This window comes from Acinetobacter sp. 22301 (genome assembly GCF_052045285.1).
GTDB classification, from domain to species: domain Bacteria; phylum Pseudomonadota; class Gammaproteobacteria; order Pseudomonadales; family Moraxellaceae; genus Acinetobacter; species Acinetobacter pittii.
This window is the reverse complement of sequence record NZ_JBQEOR010000006.1, coordinates 42,879-54,255: the sequence shown is the minus strand read 5'-3', so window position 1 is coordinate 54,255 and position 11,377 is coordinate 42,879. Positions and strand designations below refer to the sequence as shown.

Genomic DNA, 11,377 nt, shown 5'->3' with positions numbered 1-11,377 from the left:
AAAGCCCAACTAAGTGGGCTTTAACAATGTGATTTAATGACAATTTTTTAAGAACCACTCACCCAGAGTCCATCTTGCATGTGCAAAATAGAATCAGCAGCCTGAGCTAAATGCTCATCATGGGTCACAATTAACATTGCCATGTTGAGTTCTTTCTTAAGATCGGTCAGTAATTCAAAAATACCTAGAGCTGTTTTACGATCTAAATTACCTGTAGGTTCATCAGCCAGAACAACCGCAGGTTTAGTGACTAAAGCACGCGCTAAAGCCACACGTTGGCGCTCACCACCTGAAAGCTCACCTGGCTTATGATCCATACGATGAGATAACCCAACTCGATCAAGTAAATATTCAGCTTGCGCTTTTACAGATTTAAATTGGCTATCTGCACGAAGCATTAAAGGCATCGCGACATTTTCAAGCGCAGAAAACTCAGGTAATAAATGGTGAAATTGATAAACAAAACCGAGGTATTGGTTACGCTGAAAACCACGTTCAGCTTCACCTAAATTATCAAAACGTTGACCATTTAAAAATACTTGCCCTTGAGTTGGCTGCTCTAAACCACCTAGCACATGAAGCAAAGTACTTTTACCTGAACCACTCGCACCGACAATCGAAACAAACTGCCCTGCTTCAACTTGTAAAGAAAGACCTTTAATGACTTCAACTTTAGATTTTCCGTCATCAAAATGTTTATATATTTCTTTCGCTTCTAAAACAATTTTACTCATAGCGCAGTGCCTCGGCAGGTTGAACTTTGGCAGCACGAAGTGCCGGATAAATAGTCGCCAAGAAGCTTAAAAGTAAAGAAACAATCACGATAATCGTCACATCTTGCCATCTTAAATAAGAAGGAAGGTAATGTACAAAGTAAGCATCAAATAGGTTTAAACCCAACACATTGTTAAACCATGAAATGATATCGCTAATGGTTAAAGCTAAAATTACACCTAAAACCGTACCTGCAACTGTACCAATCACCCCAATCACGGTACCTTGAACCATAAATATTTTAGTGATCATTGACGGCGAAGCGCCTAATGTACGCAAAATTGCGATATCAGATTTTTTATCAGTCACCACCATGACCAATGATGAAACAATATTAAATGCTGCAACCACAATAATAAGGACAAGCAATAAACCGACTAGAGTTTTTTCCATTTGAATGGCATTAAATAAATTACCATGCGTATAGGTCCAGTTCGTCGCGTAGAAATTGCTTGGTAAACTTTTTACTAAGTCGTCAGCAACTTGCGGCGCTGCAAAAATATCATCTAGTTTTAAACGGACACCTTGGGCACCATCTGGTAAGCGTAATAAGGTTGAAGCATCGTATAGGGCGATATAACCCACCATAGAGTCGACTTCAGCGCCTACACTAAAAATACCAACCACTTTAAAACGCTTGAAACGAGGTACAACACCTGCTGGAGATGGTGTTGCTTCTGGTAAAACCAATGTCACACTATCATTTAGACGTAAGCCCAATGAATCAGCCATATCTTTACCAAGTACAATACCAAATTCACCTTTTTTAAGTGAATCTAAACTCCCGGCAACAATATGATTTTGAATAATAGAGACATTCTTTTCATATTTTGGGTCAATACCCGTCACCATAATACCAGCGACTTGCCCTTGCGCAGTTAACATACCTTGCAATTGCGTAAAAGGTGCAACCCCTGTTACATGTGGATGATGTTCAACTCGCTTCACGAGTTCAGGCCAATCCGTGAGGATTTGTGTAGATGAAACTGTTGCTTGCGGCACCATTCCTAACACACGGTTTTTCAATTCGCGATCGAAACCGTTCATGACAGAAAGTACTGTAATCAGCACAGCGACACCTAGTGTCAAACCGACCATCGAAACCAATGCAATAAAAGAAATAAAATGATTACTGCGTCTTGCGCGAGTATATCTCAACCCTATATACAGTGAGATTGGTTTAAACATACCTTCTAAATCCAAGGTCATTGATGGAAAATATAAGATGTTGATGGCAAATTGCACCCACATCTACTATTTGACCATACCGTTAGATGCTGTATTAAGGTTTAAAAATCAGTAAGTTCTGACTTATCCTTAACAATCCTAATATTATATTGCTGCGCTATTTTCTACTAGTTGAGTTGGGAGATCAATTTGATCGTGCATTTCGCTACGAATTAGAACAATTTAATGAATAAGCTCAACAAATTACCCAAATCTTCTCCTATTTAGACTTCATATGTTGAGCAAAGTTCCGGTTTGCCTGAATGTCTTTGTAGAAATATAAAAAAAGTCCAGACAAGATAATGAAAGCACCTACAAAAACCATAATTGAAAGTTGTTCATGGTTTAAAGCAGCTCCAATTATCATTGCTAACATAGGTGTAATAACTGTCGTTAAAGATAAAGTCGTTGCCTGAATATTTTGTATAAGTTTGAAATAACAGAACATGGCAACGAGTGAAGCCATAAGTACCGTATAAATTAAGGCAAATAAAGATTTGGCTTCCGGCAAATGTGTTGGTGCATATTGCCAAATAAATGGAATAAAACAACTAGCAAAAATAGAAGACACTAAAATAGAGCCTGTTGCCTGAGCCATCGGCTGGATCTGTGCATTAACTTTCTTAACCCAGAAAATTGAAAATGAATAAACAAACACACTGATCAGCATAAGAACAATACCAAACGGGTGTACATGCTGATTCGCACCGCTCAGACAAATAATAGCTAACCCACAGACCGCAATTGCCATACCCAACCATTGCAGCTTATAAAGTTGTTGGCCAAAAGCAAACCGACCAATAAGCCCCGCCATAATCGGTGCTAAGCCAAACATAAGCGCAATCATGCCTGAACTTAAATATTGGGTTGCGGCATAAGTGAAAATTTGAGAACCAATTAAGCTAAAAGATCCAGCAATGTAGCTATGAACTGCTTGTCGATGCGTTGGAAAAGGTGTTCTCAAAATTAGCAATATGATGACAGCCAAAGGCAGTGCAATAAAAAAGCGTAATAACAATGCCCACATCAGATGCAAATCAGACACACTCCAGACAATTGCCAACGGAGTTGTTGCCCAGATAAACACTAACAAGGCATAGGTTAGAGCCAAATTGGTTTGCGATGGCATGCGATGCTCACTTAGCTGTTTTACGTTTTTGCTTTAAAATCGTTTGATCTAATGAACTTGAAAATTCACGTTTATCTCGCTCGGAAATAGGAGGCGGTCCACCAGTTTGCACACCTGCACCACGGAGCGTATCCATGAAATCACGTAGATGTAAACGCGCTTTAACATTCGCCGTTGTATAGACTTCACCACGGGGATGAATAGCAACGCCACCTTTCTCAATCACCTGAGCTGCCAGTGGAATATCCTGCGTAATGACAATGTCATTTTCAACCATACGATCAACTATTTCTTTATCTGCTTGGTCGGCACCACTTAGAACCTGTATTGATTTGATTCGTACTGAAGGCGTAATCCCAACATTTTGATTGGCTACAAAAATGACTTCTAATTGATAACGATCTGATGCACGTAAAATCACTTCACGTAAAATTTTTGGTAAGGCGTCTGCGTCTACCCATAGCTTAAATGGCAGCACGTTATTCTCTATTTCCACTAAAAATATTAGTCTAACAGATGCTTTTCTAAGGTGAGTAAAAATAACCATTAAACTAATTTTTAATTTCAACATTTAAATTTTTTATAAGTTAAACGTACTTTTAACTTATAAATAGAAACGGCGCTTCTTTTTAAATGACTAAATACGCGCTTTTACAAGAGAATTTACACATGGTGACTTGAAAAATAGCAAACACCCTCGATTTAATATAACAAGTAATGTGAACCCAACAGCATCGTGCTTATGAAAAATCAAAACAGTCCAGAAGTTATTAAAGTAAATGACCAAAATTTTGGTAGTCATGGAGAACATTGGAATCTATTGACGTCCCATCCCGAAACAGATGTACCAAAATGGTTAGGACTGGCACTTGATGCACCTGTAATGCCAATGGGTTTGTGTGAACATGAAGAAGACATGGACCAATCTTTTTGGCTCATTCAAGGTCCACAAGATCAAAAAGTTACCATCAATCAAATTATTGCTGTTGAAAACCAAAAACCTCGTGCGCTTAAAACAGCCTTCCCAAGTTTTGAAAGTCCGTATCAATATAATGCGAAAATTGAACGCATCATTACTTGCGACTCTGCTACACAAGCCGTGTTAAGTTTAAGACTAAATAAAAATACAACTGTTTATGCATTTGATAATTTATTTAGTGTTAACTACTGTCAATATGATAAAAATCAAAACTATCAAGTCCAATTTAATGCATGGGCTTATGAATTAGAACCTGTTCCAGCAGGTGAAAAAATTATTGTTGATGACCCAGCTTCGATTAAACATCATCGTGCATTAAATGCAATTTTAACTGAACATAATGGTGTTGCTCCTGAAAATTTACAGGAACTCATTAATGAATGGCAGCCAAAAACTCCAGAAGATCAAGAACCTGTAACCGTTGATTTTTCTAAAATGGTCGCTTATTTATATGGCGAAAATCTTGGTCAAGAAGATGAAGCATGGTTCCAAGGTAATATTGTTGGTAAAACCTCTATGACATTTATGGGGGCAGAATATACCCTTTATGATGTCACTTTGGTTTTAGAAGATGATCTTCCTGCCATATTAGTGCGCATTGCGACCAAAAACGATTTGTATAAAAACTTTAATATTGGCGAATATATTCGCGGTAATATATGGATTCAGGCGACTATTTGTGCTAAAAAGGGTGAAACTAATTGAATTTCACTAATATTTTAATAATTAGGTTATTGAATGAAGATTATACCCGAACAAACTACCAGCCTCATTCAATCCAGTAGCCTGCGCGTAAAGGTCGATACTGGTGCGTTTTGCTTTTTTGTCTTGGGTATGTTCTTAGCTGCCATATTCATGCACCAGTTTGGTTTAGTGCCTTTTTAATTTATAACTTATTCAATAAATAAAGCCCTCATTTGAGGGCTTTATTTATTTGATTTGCTTAACCATTACGCTTTGCAAAATCATCCATAAAGTTGATTAAAGCCTGTACGCCTTCTAATGGTACGGCATTATAAATACTTGCACGCATACCGCCGACAGAACGGTGGCCAGCTAAATTCAACAAGTGATTAGCTTCCGCTTCTTTTAAGAATTGCTTTTCTAAAGCTTCGTCTGCCAAGGTAAACGGTACATTCATAATTGAACGGTTTGGAATTGCGATCGGGTTATTGTAGAAATCGCTTGAGTCGATATAACCATAGAGCAATTGAGCTTTTTCAAGGTTCACTTTATGGATCGCATCTACCCCACCCTGCTCTAGCAACCATTCAAATACCAAACCAGACAAGTACCATGCATAAGTCGATGGTGTATTTACCATAGAACCATTTTTCGCTTGGTCACCATATTTTAAAATACTTGGAATTTCTGGTTTAGCCTGATCAAGTAAGTCATCACGAATAATGACAATTGTTAAACCAGCAGGACCAATATTTTTTTGCGCGCCAGCATAGATTAAACCAAACTTAGTCACATCTAATGGAGCAGATAAAATACTTGATGAATAGTCACAAACAAGTGGAGCTTTTACATCAGGAATTCCCGCGAACTGTAAGCCGCCAATCGTTTCATTATCCGCATAATGTACATATGCTGCATCATCAGATAGATTCCATTCGCTTTGTTCAGAAATTGCGAACTTGCCATCTACTTTAATGCCAGCTTCTACAACATTAATATCGCCATAACGTTTTGCTTCTTTTAACGCTTTTTCAGACCAGATGCCGGTGTGAATATAATCGGCTTTACTGTTCTTACCTAAAAGGTTTAAAGGAATAGCCGAAAATTGTAATGACGCACCGCCTTGTAAAAACAGTACTTTATAGTTTTCTGGAATGTTCATTAACTTGCGTAAATCTGCTTCAGCTTTTTCAGCCACAGCAACATAGTCAGCACTACGGTGACTCATTTCCATGATGGATAGACCTTTACCCTGCCAATCCAACAATTCTTGTTGAGCTTTTTCTAAAACGGCAGTAGGTAATGCAGCAGGACCAGCACAGAAATTGTACGCGCGCATGATTTTTCCCTTGTATAAAGTCAAACACAATAAAAATGGCATTTAACCACAGATTGCTTAAGCTTGCAGCAGCTTCTCAAGTAAATATTTCAATGCTGTACTGTATTTAGCTTTATTTTTTCAATTATTGTTGTCGTTATTTCTTTAGTTTTAATAATCAGCTTCCTCATTTAAAAAAATTTTTAAGCAAAAAGATCAACTTGACTTGTGATTATAATTTCACATACCTTGATAGCTATTACAAAAATATTGGCTTAGTAAATTCAATAATTAAAGGAGCTAAAAACCACCATGTTTTTATACAAATGTATAATAAACAAGATGATAATTGAATTTAATAACAAGAAATTTAAACTATAAGGGATGCCAAAAATTGTTATTTAAAATGCCAACACATCGATATAGACAGTCTATTTTTCCATTTTCATTTAAACCAAAACATATTGCTTTGGCTTTAGGCTTTTTTTTCACTAATCATTTATACGCTGGAAGCTTAAGTTATGCTGAAGCAGAACAACAAGCTTTGAAAAGTTCATATAGTACTCAAGCCAACCAAGCATTACAGCAAGCATCTCAATTAGAAGCTGAAGCAGTAAAGGGCCTGGGATTACCTAGAGTTGATTTAAATGTCAGAGCCTACGCTTTTCATAGTGAAACAGATGTACCTCTTGGCGCTTTTAAACAAAAACTTGAAAATGATTTAAGCCAAGGGCTAAACGATAAACTTTCACAGTGGAACAATGTCATTCCATCAGATGTGCTGGGACAAGTTCAAGAAGGCGCAAACCAAACCATACATGATGGTATAAATCGCTTTCCTGATTATGCGAATCTGACTATCGAAGATCAGGTGGTACGCCCTTCGATTTCAGTCGTAATGCCACTCTATACAGGCGGCTTAACCAGCAGCGCTAAAAAAATAGCTAATATACAAGCACAGCGCTCTGAGCTTTCAAGCCAACAACAGCAAGATATACAGCGATTTGAAGTAGTACAAAGTTACTTTAATGTGCAATTACAGCAGCAGCTGGTCGCAAGTAGCTTATTTAACTTTAATGCGATGCAAAAACATTACAGCAATGCCCTAAAGCTCGAGCAACAAGGATTTATTAGTAAAGGGCAACGCATGCAGTTTGAAGTCGCTCGTAATAATGCAGAACGTACTTTACAAAATACTCAAGCTAACTTAAACGCCAGCCGCTTTAGCCTTAATAACCTTTTACATCAACAAAATAATGTAGATTTAAGTACACCTTTATTTGTAAATAACACTCCAAGCCAGTCTCTAGAATCACTTTTAACCAGTTATTCACAAAAATCTAGCCTTGTACAAAAAATGCAGATGGATACTCAACTGGCTAATGTCAATATTCAAGCTCAACAAGCAGCAAAAAAACCAAGTCTATTTGCATTTGGTGAATATGCGCTTGATGAAAATGAAAACTGGATTGTCGGTGTAATGGCAAAATACAACCTATTTTCTGGGGTAGATAAAAATAAGAATATTCACGCCGCCGAATTAAAGCGTTACGCTTCAGAGCTCATGACTGAACGAACTAAACAAGAGATTGAAGCACTTTTGAATAAATCATATAACGAGCTTAACTCTGCTCAACAAAGTCATCAGCTTTTACAAAGAAACGTAAATGCTGCTCAAGAAAACCTACGTATTCAAGAACTTTCTTTTCGTGAAGGAATGGGTACAGCAACCCAAGTGATTGATGCGCAAAATGCATTAAGTGCGTTAAAAACTGAAATGGCTTTAAATGCTTATAAATATGTCATATCACTTGCAACTTTACTGCAAAGTCACGGCTCAATTGACCAGTTTAAAGCTTATGTCAATCAACCACATACCGACTATATTCGTTAATGGGAGTATAAAATGAATCAAGACTCGGCTCATTCAGAACAAGATTCTCCTGTTGCGGATACAGCAGAAACCACTCAAGTTAAAAAAGATGATCCAGTTAGTGACCATCAAGAATCAAACACAAATAAAGATGATTCAAAACCACCTAAAAATTCAAAAATTAAACTGATTATTGGTGTAGTCATTATTGTGCTATTAGGTTTAATTATTTTTGGTTTGTGGAAAAGCTATCAGCCGAAACCTATTGAACTTCAAGGCCGAGTTGAAGCCGAGACTCTTCACGTAAGTACAAAAGTTCCAAGTCGTATTGAAGAAATTTATGTACAAGAAGGCCAGAAAATTTCCAAAGGTCAGCCACTTGTTCGTTTGATTAGCCCGGAAATAGAAGCTAAAAAGCAACAAGCCTTGGCTACCTTACAATCGGCTTTAGCATTTCAATCTACGGTAGACCGCGGTTCGCAACAAGAAAATATCGATACTCTTTATGCCAACTGGCAAAGCACGAAAGCACAAGCAAACCTTGCAAAAACTACTTACCAACGCGGTGAAAATTTATATAGACAAGGCGTCATTTCACGTCAAAGACGAGATGAAATGCTTGCTGCACAGACCTCTGCTCAAGAATTAAGTGAGGCCTCTTATCAACAATATGCTCGTGCTAAACGCGGCAGTACCAGCCAACAGAAATCTACAGCAGATGCTCAGGTTGAAATTGCCAAAGCAGCGGTAAGCGAAGCAAAAGCACTGGAAGCAGAGACACGTTTACTCTCACCTATTTCAGGCACGGTTTCAAAAACTTATGGTAAACCTTCTGAATTAGTCGCTATGGGCGTGCCTGTTGTCAGCATTTTAGAAGATGATGATTTATGGGTAAGTTTAAACGTGGGTGAAAACCAATACGCTTCTGTGTATAAAAGCAAAACCCTTGAAGGATTCATACCTGCTCTTAATCAGAATGTGAATTTTAAAATTAAGAATATTGATGCTGAAGGTGAATTTGCCACTATTAAAACGACTCGCCAAACTGGGGGCTATGATATTCGTAGCTTTAAATTGCATCTGGTGCCTGAAAGTCCTGTAAAAGATTTAAAGGTTGGTATGAGTGTTCTATTTAAAATTAAAGAAGAAAAATAAAGCATGTTTGCCAGTATATTACGGGAACTAAACTATCTAAAAAGCAATAAATGGGATTTGTGTATGGTGACACTTATCCCTGCTTTTATCATTTTTTTGTTTAGCAGCATGTTTTATGCAGGTAAAGCTGAACATTTACCAATTGCGATTATTGATCAAGACCAAAGTGAACTCAGCCGTAATATTGAAAAATATCTTTCTTTAAATCATACGGTAGATATTAAAACGATTACGGCAAGCTCTACTGAGGCTGAACAACTACTTAACGAAACTAAAATATGGGGTTACGTTTTTATTCCAGACGGTGCTGAAAAACGCTTCGTTAAAGCACAAGATGCTCAAATCAGCATTGCATTTAACCAGTCTTTTTTTAGTGTCGGAAATACCATTTCTTCAGCAATGCTAGTCAGTACCCTCAATGCTTTAGCAGACTATGCTGGTCAAAGTTATCTTGTAAATAGTATTCCCTATTTAGATGTTCCTACAGCTCATGTAAAAATCTCAACGCTTTATAATCCAAGCATGAGCTATGAGTTTTATTTAGAACCTTTCATGGTTCCTGCTGTATTGCACTTATTGCTGTGTTGCTGTGTTGCCTTTGCTATTGGACAAGAACTTAAACGTGGCACATTAACAGCATGGGTAAACCGAGAAAGTTTTATTCAAGGCTTACTGGCTAAAAATCTGCTTTATAGCCTTATTTTTTGTTTCTGGACATGGCTATGGATGTTTTGGCTGGTTGAAATTCGTGGCTGGTTTGTAGCGGGTTCTCTTAGTTTATTGTTATGTGCACAGTTTTTACTTTATTTTGCCTACGCTTTGATTAGTAGCACCGTCATTCTTGCAACCAAAAATTTAAGTAAAACTTTTGGCTTTATTGCGGTATATGGTGGGTCTTCTTTAAGTTTCGCAGGCGTTACGCTACCTTTAAATAATGCGCCTATTTTCACCAAGTTTTGGTCACTCATTATTCCGTATACTCCTTATGCCAAGCTTCAAACCGAACAATGGGTGATCGGCAGTCCAGTTTTCATTTCAATGATTCCTTTTTTAATACTCATCGGTTATTGCCTGATTTACTTCTTTTTAAGTTGTCTATTGCTTAAAAAATTAGTTCGAGGGGCAACACAATGAAAGAATTCTTTAAGGCTTATGGGCAAACATTTAAAGACATTGTAAGTAATAGCTCAGTTTTCACAACGCTAATTTTATCGGTCATTCTTTACAGCTTTTTTTATCCTACCGCCTATAAAGCTGAGCGTGCAGAATCTATTCCTATTGTCATTGTTGATGAAGAACAAAGTCTCTTAACTTCTCAATTAATCGGTCAAAGTGCAAATAGTCCCCATGTTCATATTGTTACTGTTACAAGCAATTTCTTACAAGCAGAACAAATAGTTCGTGAACAAAAAGCCGATGGTATTTTACTTTTACCCAACAACCTAACTCAAAGCTTGCGCAGAGGAGAAACAGGTGGAATCGGCTTATACTTAAGCACAACCAACTTTTTAAAAACTAAAGAAATTGGTTTAGGTCTAGCAACCTCGATTGAAGCTACATTAAAAGAATATATTGAAAAATTCGGACAACGCACTCATTTCCAGCCAGCGCTTTCTATTCATCAAGTGCCGTTATTTAATCCACTTTCAGGGTATGGAAGTTATATTTTTCCGGCTGTTGCATCTTTGATTATTCATCAAACGATTGTGCTAGGTTCGGCAATGTTAATAGCTAGCTATCGTGAGCAACGTGAAAAGATTACAGCTGTTCGCCTCGCTGGAGTTTTCGCAAGTATATTTACGATTGGTTGTTTAGGGTGTTTTTATCTTTTTGGTTTTACCTTGTGGTTCAATGACTATCCACACGGTGGAAATTTTATAGGTCTACTCATTGCCGTTCCAATTTTTATTAGTTGTGTGATTGGATTAGGTATGTTGATCGGATCACTTTTGGATATGCCGGAACGTGCCGGACATATTATTGTGTTTAGCTCTGTACCTTTATTCTTACTCACTGGAGCTGCTTGGCCTCATCAAGCAATGCCTGAATGGCTACAATGGTTTGCGTGGTGTTTACCATCAACACATGGGGTACAAATGTTTGTGCAACTTAACCAGATGGGCGTTCCATTAGCCACAGTTGTACCAAAACTGATATTTCTTGGGACCCTTGGATTAATATTGGTGAGTTTATCTTATTATCGGCTTGTTAAAAAATCTTCTTCATAAAATAAAAAAG

At 37.5% G+C, this 11,377-nt stretch carries 10 protein-coding genes and 1 pseudogene; 6 read left to right on the top strand and 5 right to left on the bottom strand.

Going from position 1 to position 11,377, the window contains the following annotated elements; genetic code table 11:
* Positions 1–47: 47 nt before the first annotated feature.
* Both lolD and ACTJJH_RS10900 read right to left on the bottom strand, forming a co-directional pair.
* Positions 48–734 carry a lipoprotein-releasing ABC transporter ATP-binding protein LolD gene (gene lolD, locus ACTJJH_RS10905; RefSeq protein WP_002118798.1) on the bottom strand — a complete coding sequence of 229 codons (687 nt, stop codon included), beginning with the start codon at positions 732–734 and terminating at the stop codon, positions 48–50.
* Entirely contained in the window at positions 727–1,962 is a 1,236-nt protein-coding gene (locus ACTJJH_RS10900; protein WP_004790618.1) for a lipoprotein-releasing ABC transporter permease subunit, read from the bottom strand. Before ACTJJH_RS10900 ends, lolD begins: the two co-directional genes overlap by 8 nt.
* Before the next feature lie 128 nt (positions 1,963–2,090).
* On the opposite strand from ACTJJH_RS10900, the pseudogene ACTJJH_RS10895 reads away from it, so the two are divergent.
* Positions 2,091–2,192: pseudogene (locus ACTJJH_RS10895) on the top strand (PilZ domain-containing protein); the annotation flags it as partial.
* Between the two features lie 29 nt (positions 2,193–2,221).
* On the opposite strand, the gene ACTJJH_RS10890 reads toward ACTJJH_RS10895, so the two are convergent.
* The gene (locus ACTJJH_RS10890) at positions 2,222–3,130 is read right to left on the bottom strand and encodes a DMT family transporter (RefSeq protein WP_005067734.1); all 909 of its coding nucleotides are present in this window, start codon (positions 3,128–3,130) and stop codon (positions 2,222–2,224) included.
* Between the two features lie 7 nt (positions 3,131–3,137).
* Positions 3,138–3,626: a YaiI/YqxD family protein gene (locus tag ACTJJH_RS10885; protein ID WP_078210287.1), complete on the bottom strand. Its 489-nt coding sequence runs from the start codon at positions 3,624–3,626 to the stop codon at positions 3,138–3,140.
* Positions 3,627–3,872: 246 nt separating this feature from the next.
* On the opposite strand from ACTJJH_RS10885, the gene ACTJJH_RS10880 reads away from it, so the two are divergent.
* On the top strand, positions 3,873–4,814 hold the full coding sequence (locus ACTJJH_RS10880; RefSeq protein ID WP_002118998.1) for a hypothetical protein: 942 nt from the start codon (positions 3,873–3,875) through the stop codon (positions 4,812–4,814).
* Between the two features lie 238 nt (positions 4,815–5,052).
* Here ACTJJH_RS10880 and serC read toward each other — a convergent pair whose 3' ends face one another.
* On the bottom strand, positions 5,053–6,132 hold the full coding sequence (gene serC, locus ACTJJH_RS10875) for a 3-phosphoserine/phosphohydroxythreonine transaminase (RefSeq protein WP_016140236.1): 1,080 nt from the start codon (positions 6,130–6,132) through the stop codon (positions 5,053–5,055).
* A gap of 385 nt (positions 6,133–6,517) precedes the next feature.
* Between serC and ACTJJH_RS10870 the strand changes: the two genes are divergently transcribed.
* The 4 genes from ACTJJH_RS10870 to ACTJJH_RS10855 are packed head-to-tail and all read left to right on the top strand — an operon-like array spanning position 6,518 to position 11,367.
* Positions 6,518–8,005 (top strand): TolC family protein, encoded by a 1,488-nt coding sequence (locus tag ACTJJH_RS10870; protein ID WP_440601127.1) that lies wholly within the window; start codon positions 6,518–6,520, stop codon positions 8,003–8,005.
* Between the two features lie 12 nt (positions 8,006–8,017).
* The gene (locus ACTJJH_RS10865; RefSeq protein ID WP_069035759.1) at positions 8,018–9,139 is read left to right on the top strand and encodes an HlyD family secretion protein; all 1,122 of its coding nucleotides are present in this window, start codon (positions 8,018–8,020) and stop codon (positions 9,137–9,139) included.
* A 3-nt stretch (positions 9,140–9,142) separates the two neighbouring features.
* Positions 9,143–10,273 carry an ABC transporter permease gene (locus tag ACTJJH_RS10860; protein ID WP_213032053.1) on the top strand — a complete coding sequence of 377 codons (1,131 nt, stop codon included), beginning with the start codon at positions 9,143–9,145 and terminating at the stop codon, positions 10,271–10,273.
* Complete coding sequence (locus ACTJJH_RS10855) at positions 10,270–11,367, top strand: A1S_2622 family ABC transporter permease subunit (RefSeq protein ID WP_069035757.1); 1,098 nt, start codon at positions 10,270–10,272, stop codon at positions 11,365–11,367. Before ACTJJH_RS10860 ends, ACTJJH_RS10855 begins: the two co-directional genes overlap by 4 nt.
* Positions 11,368–11,377: the final 10 nt, after the last annotated feature.

What these genes read in the sequence shown, in the direction of transcription:
- ACTJJH_RS10900 (WP_004790618.1), bottom strand. Translation starts at nt 1,962, where the DNA reads ATGTTTAAACCAATCTCACTGTATATAGGGTTGAGATATACTCGCGCA.
- lolD (WP_002118798.1), bottom strand. Translation starts at nt 734, where the DNA reads ATGAGTAAAATTGTTTTAGAAGCGAAAGAAATATATAAACATTTTGAT.
- ACTJJH_RS10865 (WP_069035759.1), top strand. Translation starts at nt 8,018, where the DNA reads ATGAATCAAGACTCGGCTCATTCAGAACAAGATTCTCCTGTTGCGGAT.
- ACTJJH_RS10890 (WP_005067734.1), bottom strand. Translation starts at nt 3,130, where the DNA reads ATGCCATCGCAAACCAATTTGGCTCTAACCTATGCCTTGTTAGTGTTT.
- ACTJJH_RS10880 (WP_002118998.1), top strand. Translation starts at nt 3,873, where the DNA reads ATGAAAAATCAAAACAGTCCAGAAGTTATTAAAGTAAATGACCAAAAT.
- serC (WP_016140236.1), bottom strand. Translation starts at nt 6,132, where the DNA reads ATGCGCGCGTACAATTTCTGTGCTGGTCCTGCTGCATTACCTACTGCC.
- ACTJJH_RS10870 (WP_440601127.1), top strand. Translation starts at nt 6,518, where the DNA reads ATGCCAACACATCGATATAGACAGTCTATTTTTCCATTTTCATTTAAA.
- ACTJJH_RS10860 (WP_213032053.1), top strand. Translation starts at nt 9,143, where the DNA reads ATGTTTGCCAGTATATTACGGGAACTAAACTATCTAAAAAGCAATAAA.
- ACTJJH_RS10855 (WP_069035757.1), top strand. Translation starts at nt 10,270, where the DNA reads ATGAAAGAATTCTTTAAGGCTTATGGGCAAACATTTAAAGACATTGTA.